The organism is Sphingobium sp. Leaf26 (assembly GCF_001421665.1).
Classification (GTDB): Bacteria; Pseudomonadota; Alphaproteobacteria; order Sphingomonadales; family Sphingomonadaceae; genus Sphingobium.
This window is the reverse complement of the sequence record NZ_LMKV01000032.1, coordinates 80,909-96,456: the sequence shown is the minus strand read 5'-3', so window position 1 is coordinate 96,456 and position 15,548 is coordinate 80,909. Positions and strand designations below refer to the sequence as shown.

The window sequence follows — 15,548 nt, the reverse complement described above, 5'->3', positions numbered from 1 at the left end:
GCGTTACGCATATGCGCGGATCAGCAACCTATCGTGGCAATCGGAAAATAACTCGCTCTACCATGTGACGGACAAAGCCGCGATGAGGACGCTGTCGGCTCCCCCCGCCGACACAAGAGAGTCCTTGCGATGCCTGTCCCTGCCGTCATGGCCGGGAACCGGTACAGCGGGCCACCCGATCGCGCACATCCCCTCCCTCCCCCTTGTGCGTCCGGGTCGGTTCCGCTGCTGTCCCGGTGGGCATCGCAGGGGCCGATTTGGCCCGTCGGTTTTAGGATAAGCGTCACATCATGCCCATTGCCACCCTGCATAGCCTTCGGGTCGCGCCGATCGCCCTGGCCCTCGGCCTTGCCGCATGCGGGCAGCAGAAACCGCCGGAAAAGGGGCCGGTGGAGGTCGGCGTGGTGACGCTGACGGCGCAGAACACCACCGTGTCGAGCGAACTGCCCGGCCGCACCGTGTCGACCATGATGTCGGAAGTACGCCCGCAGGTGGCGGGCCTGATCCAGAAGCGTCTCTTCACCGAAGGCGCGATGGTCACGGCCGGCCAGCCGCTCTACCAGATCGACGCCCGCCTCTATCGCGCATCGCGGGACGAGGCGCAGGCCAGCCTGGCGAGCGCGCAGGCGACGGCGGTCGCCGCGCAGGCCAAGGCGCAGCGCTATCGCAGCCTGGGCGATACCGAAGCAGTCAGCGCGCAGGATCGCGACGATGTGGTCGCCACCGCGCGACAGGCGCAGGCCGCGGTGCAGCAGGCGCGCGCCAGCCTCCAGACCAGCAGCGTGAACCTCGACTTCACGCTGGTGCGCGCGCCCATCAGCGGACGTATCGGCCGCACCCTCTTCACGCCCGGCGCATTGGTGACGACCAGCCAGACCGATCCGCTGACTACGATCCAGCAACTCGACCCCATCTATGTCGACGTCACCCAGTCCAGCGCGCAGATACTGGCGCTGCGCCGCTCACTGGCGGCGGGCAAGACACTGCCGGCCAGCGCGACCATCCGGCTGAAACTGGACGATGGCAGCGACTATCCCCAGGAAGGCCGGATCGAGTTTGCCGAGCCGATCGTGGACGTGAACAGCGGCACCGTCACGTTACGCGCCCGCTTTCCGAACCCCGATGGTCTGCTGATGCCGGGCATGTTCGTGCGCGTCGTCGCTCCGCAGTCCGTGGTGCCCGGCGCCATCCTCGCTCCGCAGCAGGGTATCAGCCGCGATCCCAAGGGCAATGCCACGGCGCTGGTCGTGAACAAGGCGAACAAGGTCGAGCGCCGCACCGTCACCGCCGCGCAGGCGATCGGCGACAAATGGCTCATCACGGCGGGCCTCAAGGCCGGCGACCGGCTGATCGTGGAGGGCACGGACAAGGTGCAGCCCGACGCCGTCGTCAAGCCCGTCGCCGTCAAGTCGACGAAGTAGGAGCCGTCCGTTGCTGAGCCGCTATTTCATCGAACGCCCGATCTTCGCCTGGGTCATCGCCATCGGCATCATGCTGGCGGGCCTGGGCGCGATGCTCTCCCTGCCCATCGCGCAATATCCCGACATCGCCCCGCCCGGCGTCGGCATCAGCGCCACCTATCCCGGCGCCTCGGCCGAAACCGTCGAAACCAGCGTGACCCAGGTGCTGGAGCAGCAACTCACCGGCATCGACGGCCTGATGTATTTCTCTTCCTCATCCACCGCGACGGGGCAGGCGCGGATCACCGTCACCTTCCAGAAGGGCACCGATCCCGACACCGCGCAGGTGCAGGTGCAGAACCGGGTGCAGCAGGCGCTGAGCCGCCTGCCCAACGCGGTGCAGCAGCAGGGCCTGTCCGTCACCAAGCAGCAGACCGACTTCCTGATGCTGGTCGGCCTCTATGACGAGACCGATACCGCGACGCAGGCGGACATCGCCGATTATCTGGTCAATAATTTCCAGGACCCGATCGCCCGTATCGACGGCATCGGCGCGACCCAGATTTTCGGGTCGCAATATGCCATGCGTGTCTGGCTCGACCCCTATAAGCTGGCCGCCGTCAAGCTGATGCCGTCCGACGTGCAGAGCGCGATTGCGGCGCAGAATGTCGAAGTGTCGGCCGGCCAGATCGGCGCCGACCCCGCGCCCGCCAACCAGCAGATCAACGCCACGGTGACGGCGCGCGCGCGCCTCCAGACACCCGAACAATTCCGCAACATCATCGTCAAGACACAGTCCGACGGCTCGATCGTCCATCTGTCCGACGTCGCGCGGGTCGAACTCGGCAATGAAAGCTACAGCACCGCCGCCCGGCTGAACGGACATCCGGCGTCGGGCATCGCGCTACAGCTTGCGCCGGGCGCAGACGCGCTCAAGACGGCCGAACTGGTCAAGGCCAAGGTCGCCGAACTGTCCGGCAGCCTGCCCCACGGCTACAAGGTCGTCTATCCGCGCGACACCACCCCCTTCATCAAGCTGTCGGTCGAGGAGGTCATCAAGACCCTGCTCGAAGCGGTCGCGCTGGTCGTGGTGGTGATGTTCGTCTTCCTGCAAAGCTGGCGCGCTACCCTGGTGCCGGCGATCGCCGTGCCGGTGGTGCTGCTCGGCACCTTCGGCATCCTCGCCCTGTTCGGATACTCGATCAACACGCTGACCCTGTTCGGCATGGTGCTGTCCATCGGCCTGCTGGTCGATGACGCGATCGTCGTCGTCGAAAATGTCGAGCGCATCATGGACGAGGAAGGACTGTCTCCGCGCGAGGCGACGATCAAGTCGATGGAAGAGATCGGCAGCGCGCTGGTCGGCATCGCCCTCGTCCTCTCCGCAGTGCTCCTGCCCATGGCCTTCTTCGGTGGATCGACCGGCGTCATCTACCGCCAGTTTTCCATCACAATCGTGTCCTCCATGCTGCTGTCGGTAGTCGTCGCGCTGATCCTGTCGCCCGCGCTTTGCGCCACCATCCTCAAGTCCGCGAGCGAAGAGCATCGCGACCGGGGCTGGGCCGGCAAGTTCAACCGCTGGTTCGAGCGGATGACGAACGGCTATGTCCGCCGCACTGAGCAGGTGATGGGCCGGCGCAAGCTGTTCTGGGGCGTCTATGTCCTCATACTGGGCCTGCTGGTGCTGGTCTTCGTACGCCTGCCGTCCAGCTTCCTGCCGGTCGAGGATCAGGGGCAGGTGATGGTGCAGGTCACCCTGCCCGCCGGCGCAAAGTCCAGCCGGACCGCCGCCGTCATCGACCAGGTGCAGAATTACTTCCTGAACGATGAAAAGGACAATGTCGCCTTCGCCTTCATCATGACCGGATTCAGCTTTCAGGGGCAGGGCGAAAATGTCGGCCAGGGCTTCATCAACCTGTCGCCGTGGGACGATCGCAAGGGCGCGGCGAACACCGCGACCGCGATTTCGGGCCGCGCGACCAAGCAACTGGCGGCGATCCGCGATGCCAGGGTGCTGGGCATGACCCCGCCGGCCATTCGCGGCCTTGGCCAGTCGAACGGCTTCACCTTCGAACTGCTCAATAATGGCAGCCTCAGCCGCGCGCGCTTTCTGGAACTGCGCAACCAGTTGATCGAAGCCGCGTCGAAAGACCCGGTGCTGGCCGGCGTCCGTGCCGCCTCGCTGGAGGATACGCCGCAGCTCAAGGTCGATATCGACAATGAGAAGCTCGCCGTGCTGGGTCTGACCCAGGCCAATGTTGATGCAGTGCTGAGTTCCGCCTGGGGCAGCACCTATGTCAATGATTTCGTCGATCGCGGCCGCGTGAAGCGCGTCTATATGCAGGCCGACGCGCCCTATCGCGCGCTGCCGACCGATATCGACAACTGGATGGTGCGATCGACCAGCACTGGCGAAATGGTGCCTTTCTCGGCCTTTGCTACGACCCACTGGACCATGGGACCAAGCACCGTGTCCCGCTTCAACGGCCTGTCCTCCTTCGAAATCCAGGGCCAGGCCGGCAGCGGCGCCAGCTCGGGCGATGCGATGGACCGGATGGTCGAACTGCAAAAGCAATTGCCCGCCGGCACCAGCTACGCCTGGAGCGGCCTCTCCTATCAGGAACAACTGTCCGGCGGTCAGGCGCCGCTTCTCTACGGCCTCTCGGTACTGGTCGTGTTCCTGTGCCTTGCCGCCCTTTATGAAAGCTGGTCGATCCCGCTGGCTGTGCTGCTGGTCATCCCCCTGGGCCTGATCGGTGCGGTGCTGGCGGTATGGGCGCGCGGGCTGGAGAACAACATCTTCTTCCAGGTCGGCCTGCTCACCACCATGGGTCTGGCGGCGAAGAACGCGATCCTGATCGTCGAATTTGCCGAACTGGCGCACAAACAGGGCAAGGATGCGTGGACCTCCGCACTGGAGGCGGCACGCCTGCGCTTCCGCCCGATCCTGATGACGTCGCTCGCCTTCATTGCTGGCGTGATCCCGCTGGCGATCGCCAGCGGTGCGGGCGCGCAGAGCCGCGTCGCGATCGGCACCGCCGTGGTCGGCGGCATGACGACCGCCACGATATTGGCGATCTTCTACGTCCCGCTCTTCTTCCTCACCATCGCCCGCCTGTTCGGCAGCGACAAGCCCAGGTCCACGCCGCCCGCCCCGGCGCCCGACGCAGGAGTGCCGGCATGATGCGCGCTTTTCTTTCCGCCGCATCGCTGCTGGCACTGGCTGGCTGCAACATGGCGCCGACCTATGTCCGTCCGACGCTGCCGGTGCCGGCAGCCCTGCCCAGCGGGGAAGCCTATGCCCCCCCACAGGCTGGTGATAAGGCCGGCCTGCCATGGACCCAACTGGTCAGCGACACGCGCCTGCACACGGTCATCGAACGGGCACTGGCGAATAATCGCGACCTGCGTGTGGCCATCGCCAACATCCAGTCGGCGCGCGCGCAATATAAGGTGCAGCGCGCCGCCCAGTTGCCGACGGTCACCGCAAACGCGGGAGCCAGCTTTACGCGCCAGAATGACAATCGCCAAAACAGCTACAGCGCCGACCTTGGCTTCAGCGCGTTCGAGATCGACCTGTTCGGCCGCGTCCGCAACCTGACGCAATCGGCGCTGGAAACCTATCTGGCGACTGAGGAAGGCGCGCGGTCGACCCGCATCACCCTGATCGCCGAAACCGCGACCGCCTATGCGACGCTGGCGGCGGATCAGGCATTGCTGGCCCTGTCGCGGGAAACGCAGGCCAGTGCGCAACGCACGCTGGACCTCACCCGATCGCTCAATGTCGCCGGCCTCGCCGGCAAGCTGGACGTGCATCAGGCCGAAACCACGGTGGAGCAGGCCGCGTCGGACGTCGCCGCCAACATCACCCAGGTCGCGCAGGATCGCAACGCGCTCGACCTGCTGGTCGGCGCCCCGGTCGAGGACGCATTGCTGCCTCAATCGCTCGACAGCCTGATCGCAGGCGTAGCGAGAGTCCCGGCGGGCCTCACCTCCGACGTGCTGCTGCAACGCCCCGACGTGCTACAGGCCGAACATCAGTTGAAGGCCGCCAATGCCGATATCGGCGCCGCACGCGCGGCGATGTTCCCGACCATCAGCCTCACCTCCGCCATCGGCGTGGCCAGTTCGGCCCTATCCTCGCTCTTCACCGGCGGCGGCTTTGCCTGGTCGGCCAGCCCGTCCGCCAGCCTGCCCATCTTCGGCGGCGCGAATCGCGGCAATCTGGAGTATAGCAAGGCCCAGCGCGACCTTTATGTCGCCCGATATGAAAAGGCAGTGCAGACCGCCTTCCAGGAGGTTGCCGACGGCCTGGCCCGCGCGGGTACGATCGACGCCCAGCAGGCGGCGCAGCGGCGGCTGGTGACGGCCAGCCAGCGCGCCTATGATCTGGCGGACCAGCGCTATCGCTCCGGTATCGACACCTTCCTCACCGCGTTGAGCAGCCAGCGATCGCTCTACAGCGCGCGGCAGTCGGCCATTGCTACCGACCTCGCGCTGGTCAGCAATCGCATCCTGCTCTACCGGGTGGTCGGCGCCGATCAGTAAGCAGGTATATTAATTTCTCTCCCCTCTTCTCCGGCGCCGCGAATCTGTTATGCTGCACGGATAATGAGGGAGAGGAACCATGCTGCTACTGGCACGGTGTCTGGATTGGCTTTGCCAATTATTTGCGTCGGGTGCGCAGGATGAAGTGCGCCTCAATCAGTTGATCTCGCGCTGCGGCGCGCGGGACCATCACCACCCCTGACGCAGACGGGCCGATCCCGTGCGGACCGGCCCCACTGCGATCAGCGACGTTCGGCCAGAGCCAGTCTTTTGGCTGTCGTCAGCGTCTGCTTGATGAACAGCAGGACCAGGATCGTGCCGATAATGCCGACGAACAGGTCGAATCCCGACACCGCGCCGAACCAGCCGGGCGCATAGCCGAGCAGCATCATCGCGATGGTAAGCCCGATCAGCATCAGCCGCAATTCCGTGGGACCGGCCGCCAGATAGGATAGCTTGAACTCGCCCAGCACCCGCGCCGACAGATAGGCATGGATCGACAGCAGCAGATAGCCGGCCAGCGCCACCAACGCGACATCCATGCGGATATAGGGGCTGGCCCCCATGCCAGCCAGAATCAGCAAGGTCGCCAGACCGTCGCAACTATGGTCGATAAAATAGCCATAGGATGGCCGCTCGATCTTGCGATAGCGCGCCAAGCTGCCGTCCATGGAATCGCCGAACCATTGCACCGCATAGCCGGCAATGGCGAGCCACAGCCATTCGACTCCCCAGTTGCTCGCGGCATAGCCGGCGAAGATGGCAAAGGCGCCGACCATGCCGATTGCGGTCAGCAAATCGGGCGTTACCCAGCGTGGCATGCGGGCGCACAGCCAGTTGAGCAGGCGACGTTCCCCTACAGCCAGCACATTTTGCTGGATACGGGCGATGGGTGGGGCCGTGGGGCCGGATGGCAATGACATGGGGCTTTATGACGGAAGCATGACGCCAAGACAATATTCGTTGCATCGCACCCAGGAAAGCCATTGCCTCTCTGCCCGCTTCGGGGCCAAAGGCGGCGGATGGGACCACCAGTCTCGCGGAGGATATGATGAGTACGGACCTGCCCCAGTATCTACGCGACATAGTGGCGCGCATGGAACAACGGCCGTCCAATCCGGTCCGGCGCGCGCGACTGATGGTGGAACAGGAAGTGCCCCCGGCGCGTCGTGGCCCTGGCTGGGACCGGCACTGGCGCGAATTGGAAGCCTATCTGGATGAGGGCGTCCAATGGCGCATGCCGCAGGGACTGGACGACAGCCCATCTGACGCGGACACAAAAGACGGGGACAAAAAAAGGGCCGATCCGAAGACCAGCCCTGAAAGTTTTTAGGAGAGGATGCCTGAAAGGCAGGGTCTTTGTGACGCAGAGGTCATTTTTCCGCAAGTGCGAACGACATGTTCGCAGTTGCAAAAATTGCACCCGTAGCTGAATGCAACGCTTTCCGTAGCGTTAGGGATGAAGACCCATTCTGCGTTTCCGATGCCATGACGCGGGTTTTCGCCAGCGACTCGACCTGTCCTACACTGCGCCCATCGGTTATGAAGGAGCGGACGGAGCCCAGCCATCGTGTAACATCATTTCCTATGTGGGACATGAAATGTCAGGATCGACGGGAAATGTGCGAAGTTAAGGCGAAGCCATCCCGCTTCACGCCCTGATCCGCAGGGTGGCGAGCGCCGCAAGCAACAACGTCACAGCCGCAAAGGCCATGGTCCAGATCGGATCACCGGGGAAGAAGGCCTTCATGATGGTCCCCATGGCGGTAGCGACCAGCAATTGCGGCACCACGACGAAGATGTTGAAAACCCCCATATAGACACCGAGCTTGGCCTGCGGCAGGCTGGACGCCAGCATGGCATAGGGCATCGCAAGGATAGAGGCCCAGGCAATGCCGATCCCCACTTCGCTCAGCAGCAGCAGCTCAGGATCGCGCAGCACCAGAAAACTGCCAAACCCTGCGGCCCCGGCGACTAGGCAAAGGGCATGGGTCCGGGCCTTGCCGATCCGCGCGGCGACCCACGGCAAAAGCGTCAACGCCGCGACCGCAGCCACCCCGTTGTAGACGGAGAACAGGACTCCCACCCAATTGCCGCCGGCCTGATAGGCGGCGCTGGCCGGATCGGCCGATCCGAACATATATTGGGCCACGACCGGCGTGGTGTGAATCCACATGATGAACAGCGCCGACCAGCTGAAGAACTGGATCAGGGCCAGTTGGCGCATGATCGGCGGCATCCCGCCGATATCCCCGATGATATGCGCCAGCATATTGGTCCCCCGCCCAGCCCGCGCCAGCAGGATCGCGGCCAGGCTGGCCAGTCCATAGCCTGCCAGCAACATGCCCAGCAGATAGACCTCCTTCTCCATGCCCCACTGTTCGACCAGAAGCGCGACGATCAGGCCGCCGCCGATCCAGGCGAAGCAGGGCGCGATGGCGCGGGTAGACAGGTCGGGCACGGTCGGTGTCGCCTCTTCCGCGTTGGCGAAGGCCCGCATCTCCTCCGGCGCATATTCGCGCGTCGTCACCACCGTCCACAGCACCGCCGCCAACAGCACCGCGCCACCTGCCCAGAAGCTGAACCGCACCGTGTCGGGCACTTGCCCCGCCGGCGCGACATTGCCGACACCCAGATGATCGAGCAGCCAGGGGAAGAGCGATCCCACCACTGCGCCGGCCCCGATGAAGGCAGTCTGCACCGCGTAGCCGACCGTAAGCTGGTCCTTGCGCAGCATGTCGCCGACAAAGGCGCGGAACGGCTCCATCGAGATATTGAGGCTGGCATCGAGCAGCCAGAGCAGCAGCCCCGCCATCAGCAGCCCGTCGCTTTGCGGTATGTCCATCAGCGCAAGCGCGGAGAGGATGGCCCCCAGCAAAAAATAGGGGCGGCGGCGGCCGAGCCGGCCAAGCCATGTCCGGTCCGAAAGATGGCCGACGATCGGCTGCACCAGCAGGCCGGTCAGCGGCGCGGCGATCCAGAGGACGGACAGGCTTTCGATGTTCGAGCCGAGCGACTGGAAGACGCGGCTCATATTGGCATTCTGCAGTGCAAAGCCGATCTGGATGCCGAAAAAGCCGAAGCTGATATTCCATAACCCGGCCAAGCCCTGCTTCGGCTTCTCTGTCGCCTGCGTCATCCTGCCTCCCCGTGCGGCGTCTGCCCGATCGCCTGCATCTCCACGCACGGGCTGGCACAGCGCGCCTTGCCGGGCAAGTTGCGCATACGAATTCATCCCGGTTCCGCGTGGTGTATTGTGTTTTTACGTGACCCGGAGCGCAGCCTACTCAAAGTAGGTGAGCACCGGAAGCGCGGAAAAGCGCCATTTGCAGGCCGTCAGAACTGAATGTCGATCGGCCCTAGCCAGCACCACCCGAACAGCCCAGGACCAGGGCAAGGCCTTCCACTTCAATCTCCCAGGAGCGCCATGACGGTTTTTGTTTCCATATAGTGGAGGACACCGTCCTCGCCGACTTCACGGCCCCAGCCGGACTCCTTCATCCCACAAAAAGGCGCCGAAGTATCTTTCATCCCGTGCGCGTTGATCCACACCATCCCGGCCTGAAGCCGCCGCGCGGTCAAATGCGCGCGGGACAGTTCACGGGTCCAGATATTGGCGGCCAGGCCATAGCGAGTGTCATTGGCGCTTTTCACCACCTCATCCACATCGTCGAAAGGTGTGGCGACCAGCACCGGCCCGAAATTTTCTCCCTTACTATGGCAGCTTCGGCATAGGGATTGGCAAAGATGGTCGGCTCCACGAAATAGCCGTCCCGATCGCCAGTCCCGCCTCCCGTGACAAGGTCGGCCCCGCTTGTCTCGCCCTGCGCGATATAGTCGAGCACCCGCTCCTGCTGCACTCTCGACACGAGCGGTCCCAGCATCGTATCGGGGTCGCGACCATGGCCCAGCTTGAACGTCTTGGCGACCTGCGCGATGCCGCAAGGCAGACCTGGCCGGAGTTGAAGAAGATGGCGAGCGCCGCGCCGGTCGCCGCCTGATCCAGATCGGCATCAGCGAAGATCAGCGACGGCGATTTGCCGCCCAGTTCCAGCGTCACGCGCTTCAGATCTTTTGCACAGGTCTGGACGATCTGTTTGCCCACGCGGGTCGACCCGGTGAAGGCGATCTTGTCGATGCCGGGATGCTCGACCAGCGCGGGCATAGTCGAAGCGGTGGGAGCCGACGTGACATCCATCGCACCGGGCGATGCCGTAGTGATGGGCTTCGCCGCCTGCCGCGCCTGTCCGCAATGCGACGCTGACCGGCCCGCATATTGCCACGATTTCGCCGCGCGAAACTTCGGCGGCTGCTGCGCGGATGGATCGACTTGTCTCCATGATGGGATGGCCCAGGTAAGCAGCCATTTCTTCGGCCTGTCTTCCTTCGCGCGCCATGCCGTCGTCGCCGCCCGCAACCTGATGAAAGTGTCCGCAGATGTGCCTCTGGACCTGCTGGGACCACTGGGCTGCGGCATCATGACCGGTGCGGGTGCGGTGATGAAGGCGCTGAAACTCTAGCAGGGTGGGGCCATCTTGGTCATCGGAGGAGGCCCGGTGGGTCTGAGCGCCGTCATGGCAGCCAAAGCCTCCGGCGCAGACGCGATCTTCGTCACCGATCCGCTGGAAAGCCGCCGCGCGATGGCGCTGGGACTGGGCACCACGCACGTGATCGATGTGACTGCCGACGACACGGCAGAGCAGGTACGTGCCATCCGGCCGCTGGGGGTCGATTGCGTGCTGGATACATCTGGTGTCGTGCCTGCGATCGATGCCGGGATGCGCGCACTTGGTCCGCTAGAGCGACTGGCCATGGTCGGCGTACCCAAGGCGCTGGATGCAGCCTTCAGCCTCAACATCCTGCACATGCTCTCGCTGGACATCAGCATCTGCGGCGTGACGGAGGGCAATGCCGATCCCCAGACCTTCCTGCCCGAACTGATCGCCCTCAATGCCAGAGGGCTGTTTCCGTTCTAGGGCCGATCGAGATTCAGGAGATGGCGAGCCGAGCCGCAGGCCACCGCAGGTAAAATGGCGCTTTTACGTGACCTGGAGCGCAGCCTACTCAAAGTAGGTGAGCACCGGAAGCACGGAAAAGCGCCATTTGCAGGCCGTCAGAACTGAATGTCGATCGGCCCTAGAAACTGATGACCTGTTATCGGCTGGAGGATATCAACCAGGATATCGCCGACCAGCATGACGGCCGTTGCGTCAAGGCCGTGCTGACGATGGATTGACACCATCTGCGGGGCGATCTGTTTCCTTGCCGGCCCTGATCGCCTCGATATGACGGAAAAAGGCGCGCTGTCGCATCAGGCCGAAAAAATCGAGCATCAGCGGCAGCGCATGGTCTGCCATTGTCGCTGCCTCCGCCACGTCGATATGGCCCTCGACCCTCTCCATGAAGGTGGTCGCTTCCCACCGCCCGACGAAATCCGCCACTTCGGTATAGAAACCCAATATCTCCGGTATATAGTCCAGCCGCTGGTCGAAACCGGCCTCGCGCATGTCGCCCCAGATGCGCGCAGGTAATGCTCAGCGCCTTACCCTGATCCGTGTCGATGATGTCGAGGATACCGATCTTCGCCAGCGTATGCGCATCCTCCGCTGCGTTCGGATAGCGTTCCAGCAGCGACGCGATCGTCACCGACGGGCCGTCCGCCCCGGCCCATGAGCGACCAGCTGCTCCAGTTGGCCGAAAGCGCTGGCGTCCACCCGGCCGTTTGTTCCTTCACCGCCGACGATCGCCTTGATCTGCACCAGCTTCAGCCGGTTCTCCCGCTGCAACCGCCCTACAGCCAGAATCGCCCGGACATGCTCTTCGCCATAATCGGCGACGGTCTTGCGCGGCCGTTCGGGTTCGGGAATCAATCCTTCGCGCAAATAGACGCGGATCGTTTCGCGATGGATCCCAATCCGCTCCTCCAGTTCGCGCATTTTCATTCCACCGCCACAGCATGGTGAAACGGATGGAGCAAGCCGCTATGTTCCATATATACGCAACCAGTGTAACGGCGTTTTAACGACGTCGCCACTTCGTTCCCCAGCAAGGAGTCCATTGCAAAGAACCGGATCAGGGCACCGAAAGCAGCTTCGCTCGCTCCATCGCCAGTTCCCTTCCATCCCATCCTTAAAAAGCCCTCTGCGGGATCAAGCCGTATAGGTCGCGCCCATAGTCTAACTGCAAGAAAGACAACACCTGGATCAGTGCCACATTGGCTGTCTGACCATCATGATCCTCTGGAACCGCGGAGTGGTGCGGATGCTGGCGTACATATGATCATCATGTCCGGCCTGAATGTGAAAGCCGTCATCCGATCAAGCATCTGGACAACGAGCCTCCACTTCAATCCACGTCTTCCGGTTTCATTTCGCGCAGCGGTTCGCCATGATGCAGATAGGCCGGTGCCTCGATCAGGATGAATGCGATCCGGCACGGCTTGTCCGTGACATTACGCCACAAATGATTGGTTCCGCGCTGTACGATGATGCCGCCTTCCCGCACCGTCGTCTTGCGGCCGTCATCCAGTTCCAGTTCGATCTCGCCCAACATCACGATGCCGTAATCGATGCTGTTGGTGCGATGCTTGGGTGACTGCTTGCCAGGCAGCATATCGACAATACGGATCACCGAGCCCTGGTTGAGCGTGAGCCCGGCATCGCGTTCCCGACCGTCGATTTCGTCATTATTGTCGGCTGGCACCGTCTTGGTCGTCCAGAGCAGCAGAAAGGCTGCGTCGCCGGAAGGAACCATCCGGGTAGGCGCCATATCCTCGGACTTGAAGATCGCGCGCCCGTCGGCATTGTGCCCAGTGACGACGCGCTGGACCGGCGGCAAGCCGGAATCGCTGATTTCCGCCATGCTCATGCTCCTTGATACGCGACGATTTGCTGGTCGATCACACCGAAGGGCGAACGGCCGTCCGCCAGTCGCGCATCCATGCGGACGCGGTCACCAAAGCGCATGAACGGCGTCCGGGGCGCGCCTTCATCGACGATTTCTATGCCGCGCCGCTCCGCGATGCAGGACGAACCGACCTCCCGAAAATTGCTGTTCGACACGGTTCCCGACCCTATCACGGTCCCGGCAGGCAGATGGCGGGTCCGCGCCGCATGGGCGACCAGTTCATGAAAGCCAAAGCCCATGGGTTCGCCATTGGCCGCGCCAAAGCGTTCCCCGTTCCAAGCGACCAACAGGTCCAGGCAGACGCGGCCATTACGCCACTGATCGCCCAGTTCATCCGGGGTCACGGCGAAGGGCGCCATCGAACAGGCCGGCTTGGCCTGAACCCAGCCGAAACCAGTCCTCATTTCCGGCCCGGCCAGAAAGCGCAGGGACCAGTCGTTGATCTGCACGATCAACTGGATATGCGCGATCGCGTCCTGTGCGCTAGTACCCATCGGTACCGCATCGACGACGACGCCGAATTCTCCTTCGAAATCAATGCCCAGCGCCTCATCAGGCATTTCCACATCTTCACCGGGACCATAGAAGCGGTCGGACAATCCCTGATACATCAGCGGCAGCCCGGTCTTTTCCGGCTGCACGCCCAGTACCTTGTCCATCAGCGCGCCATGGCTTTCAAAGGCCGACCCGTCGAGCCATTGCCACGACCGGGGCAATGGCGCGCGCAGCAATGCCGTATCCAGCTTGTGCGGAAACTCCTGCACGGCGGCCAGCGCTGAGCCAACCGTATCCCAGCTTTCCAGCGCCCGCTGAAGCGATGCCACGGGCGCTGCAGCATAATGACTGCCTTCGGGCGATAGCATGATCAACCGTCCATCGGCTGTCCCGTCACAGAGCGTTGCCAACCGCATATCGTCTCCTTTTCGATCTTTTGAAGCGGCGATGCAGGATGCCGGTGCGACGGTCAAAGCCAATTCATCGATACCGTAGCTCCACAAATTCAATTTGATTGGCGCTCGGGCCAACGCGCTTAATAGCTGTCATAATGTGTGCCCGGCCTAAGGGCCGGCCCAATAAGGATGCCCGATGTTCGAACCCTTCCCCGGAAATTATGTCTGGAACCTCGCGACGAATCTCGCCCTTGTCTGCGGCGGCAATCATGGTGAAATCGACGACGCCAACCGGCCGATCATGGACGCGGCGAAGGCTGGCGCCGACGCAGGCAGCGCGCAGATGTTCGATAGCTGGGTAAAGGTCGCCGATCAGGTCGCAGCCAATGCGCAGGTGGATGAGGCGCGGGGCTATGCCTTATCGGCCGGCACCAAATATCTGCGCGCATCGGGCTATTATCTGGCCGCCGAACGGATGCAGAGCCGTGACTATGCCCCACGCTGGGCGGCCTATGAAAAGGGCATGGCCCTGTTCCACAGGGGTGCGAGACTGCGCGGCCTGCATGTCGACAAGGTGGAAATCCCCTATGAAGGCGGCAGCTATACCGGCATCTTCTATCATGATGGATCGGGAACGCCCCGTCCTGCTCTGGTGTCAGTCAACGGCCTCGATTCCATGAAGGAACAGGTGTGCATGGCGGGCCATGGTCAATCCAATCTGGAACGCGGCATCAACACGCTTTTCATCGACCAACCGGGTACCGGCGAAGCCATCCGCAAACGCAACCTGCCCGCCATTTACGACGGCGAACGCTGGGGCACGCCCGCGCTGGAATATCTGCTGACCCGTGACGATGTGATCAAGGACCGGATCGGCATTTTCGGCCTGTCCTTTGGAGGCTACCACGCGCCGCGCATCGCCGCGAACGAACCGCGCTACGCTTTGTGCGCGGTGATGGGGGCCAATCATGTCTGGGGCCAGCGCCAGCGCGAACGCATCGCCAATGAAGGCGAAAACCCCGTGCCCCACTATTGGGACCATGTGATGTGGGTATTCGGTATCCATGATCGCGACGCATTTCTGGTTTATGCGGATCAGATCACGCTCGACGGGCAAGTGGAAAACATCCGGGTTCCCTTCCTGATCACGCATGGCGAAAATGATCGGCAGATCCCGGCCTTCAACGCCCAGCGCAGCTATGATCAGGCGATCAACAGCCCCGCGCGCCACATGCGCATCTTCACTGCAAAGGATTTCGAGGTCGAACATTGCGGTGCCGACAACGGCACGGGCATGCGCGACTATATCGCCGACTGGTGCGGCGAAACCTTCACGAAGATGGGCTGATGAGCGATTTCATCTTTCACCACGGCGGTATATCCGTTCCGAACCTGGAGGAGGCGATCCAATGGTATGGCCGCGTTCTGGGCTTTGAACTGGAAAGGCGTTTCTATATAGAGACCGCACGGTCCCACACCGCCATGGTGAAAAAGGGACCACTGCGCTTCGAAATTTTTCAAGTCGACGGCGCCGCTCCACTACCCGAGGGCCGGCGCTCTCCACCGCTCGACCTCAAAACCCATGGCAATAAGCATGTCGCCTTCCAGATCTCGGATCTGGAAGGCTTTCTGGAGGAGATGGAAGCTAAGCAGGCCGATATTGCCTTTATCGTGCGGGAGGCATTCGGCAAGGGTTGCTTCATCCGCGACTGCGCCGGCAATCTCATCGAATTTGTCGAGGGCAGACAGTGAAAGAGGGCGACGACAGGCGTTTCCCGTTTTTGAACCATATTCTGCCACCTAC

The 15,548-nt window shown here is 62.9% G+C and carries 14 protein-coding genes and 1 pseudogene; 8 read left to right on the top strand and 7 right to left on the bottom strand.

Annotation, left to right across the window (positions count from 1 at the left end; all coding sequences use genetic code 11):
- Positions 1–290 precede the first annotated feature (290 nt).
- From ASE85_RS20820 to ASE85_RS20810, 3 genes are read left to right on the top strand one after another with little or no spacing between them, the layout of a single operon-like run.
- Complete coding sequence (locus ASE85_RS20820) at positions 291–1,421, top strand: efflux RND transporter periplasmic adaptor subunit (RefSeq protein ID WP_200928425.1); 1,131 nt, start codon at positions 291–293, stop codon at positions 1,419–1,421.
- Between the two features lie 10 nt (positions 1,422–1,431).
- Positions 1,432–4,584 carry an efflux RND transporter permease subunit gene (locus ASE85_RS20815; protein ID WP_056693361.1) on the top strand — a complete coding sequence of 1,051 codons (3,153 nt, stop codon included), beginning with the start codon at positions 1,432–1,434 and terminating at the stop codon, positions 4,582–4,584.
- On the top strand, positions 4,581–5,948 hold the full coding sequence (locus tag ASE85_RS20810) for an efflux transporter outer membrane subunit (protein ID WP_056693358.1): 1,368 nt from the start codon (positions 4,581–4,583) through the stop codon (positions 5,946–5,948). Before ASE85_RS20815 ends, ASE85_RS20810 begins: the two co-directional genes overlap by 4 nt.
- A 242-nt stretch (positions 5,949–6,190) precedes the next feature.
- Here ASE85_RS20810 and ASE85_RS20805 read toward each other — a convergent pair whose 3' ends face one another.
- The gene (locus ASE85_RS20805) at positions 6,191–6,871 is read right to left on the bottom strand and encodes a CDP-alcohol phosphatidyltransferase family protein (protein ID WP_056693356.1); all 681 of its coding nucleotides are present in this window, start codon (positions 6,869–6,871) and stop codon (positions 6,191–6,193) included.
- Between the two features lie 125 nt (positions 6,872–6,996).
- Between ASE85_RS20805 and ASE85_RS20800 the strand changes: the two genes are divergently transcribed.
- Positions 6,997–7,281, top strand: coding sequence for a hypothetical protein (locus tag ASE85_RS20800; protein ID WP_156358457.1), 285 nt, complete (start codon positions 6,997–6,999; stop codon positions 7,279–7,281).
- Positions 7,282–7,599: 318 nt separating this feature from the next.
- Here the strand turns inward: ASE85_RS20800 and ASE85_RS20795 are convergent, their stop codons facing one another.
- The gene (locus ASE85_RS20795; RefSeq protein ID WP_056693350.1) at positions 7,600–9,087 is read right to left on the bottom strand and encodes an MFS transporter; all 1,488 of its coding nucleotides are present in this window, start codon (positions 9,085–9,087) and stop codon (positions 7,600–7,602) included.
- Between the two features lie 269 nt (positions 9,088–9,356).
- Positions 9,357–10,113, bottom strand: a pseudogene (locus ASE85_RS20790) (aldehyde dehydrogenase family protein).
- Between ASE85_RS20790 and ASE85_RS24155 the strand changes: the two are divergent.
- Both ASE85_RS24155 and ASE85_RS24150 read left to right on the top strand, forming a co-directional pair.
- Positions 10,046–10,468 (top strand): alcohol dehydrogenase catalytic domain-containing protein, encoded by a 423-nt coding sequence (locus ASE85_RS24155; RefSeq protein WP_235523643.1) that lies wholly within the window; start codon positions 10,046–10,048, stop codon positions 10,466–10,468. The pseudogene ASE85_RS20790 and the gene ASE85_RS24155 sit on opposite strands and share 68 nt — an antisense overlap.
- Before the next feature lie 36 nt (positions 10,469–10,504).
- Positions 10,505–10,924, top strand: coding sequence for a zinc-binding dehydrogenase (locus tag ASE85_RS24150; protein ID WP_268795147.1), 420 nt, complete (start codon positions 10,505–10,507; stop codon positions 10,922–10,924).
- Between the two features lie 234 nt (positions 10,925–11,158).
- Here ASE85_RS24150 and ASE85_RS23620 read toward each other — a convergent pair whose 3' ends face one another.
- The 4 genes from ASE85_RS23620 to ASE85_RS20765 all read right to left on the bottom strand — a co-directional run bounded on the left by ASE85_RS23620 (position 11,159) and on the right by ASE85_RS20765 (position 13,765).
- On the bottom strand, positions 11,159–11,455 hold the full coding sequence (locus ASE85_RS23620) for a hypothetical protein (RefSeq protein WP_056693348.1): 297 nt from the start codon (positions 11,453–11,455) through the stop codon (positions 11,159–11,161).
- Positions 11,456–11,590: 135 nt separating this feature from the next.
- The gene (locus tag ASE85_RS23615) at positions 11,591–11,890 is read right to left on the bottom strand and encodes a MerR family transcriptional regulator (protein ID WP_056693346.1); all 300 of its coding nucleotides are present in this window, start codon (positions 11,888–11,890) and stop codon (positions 11,591–11,593) included.
- Between the two features lie 403 nt (positions 11,891–12,293).
- Positions 12,294–12,809: a cupin domain-containing protein gene (locus tag ASE85_RS20770; RefSeq protein WP_056693343.1), complete on the bottom strand. Its 516-nt coding sequence runs from the start codon at positions 12,807–12,809 to the stop codon at positions 12,294–12,296.
- A 2-nt stretch (positions 12,810–12,811) separates the two neighbouring features.
- Positions 12,812–13,765: a fumarylacetoacetate hydrolase family protein gene (locus ASE85_RS20765; protein WP_056693340.1), complete on the bottom strand. Its 954-nt coding sequence runs from the start codon at positions 13,763–13,765 to the stop codon at positions 12,812–12,814.
- A gap of 175 nt (positions 13,766–13,940) precedes the next feature.
- On the opposite strand from ASE85_RS20765, the gene ASE85_RS20760 reads away from it, so the two are divergent.
- Together ASE85_RS20760 and ASE85_RS20755 are read left to right on the top strand one after the other, a co-directional pair.
- A complete protein-coding gene (locus ASE85_RS20760) occupies positions 13,941–15,092 on the top strand; it encodes an alpha/beta hydrolase family protein (protein WP_056693337.1) in 1,152 nt (383 codons plus the stop codon).
- Entirely contained in the window at positions 15,092–15,496 is a 405-nt protein-coding gene (locus ASE85_RS20755; protein ID WP_056693335.1) for a VOC family protein, read from the top strand. Before ASE85_RS20760 ends, ASE85_RS20755 begins: the two co-directional genes overlap by 1 nt.
- Positions 15,497–15,548: the final 52 nt, after the last annotated feature.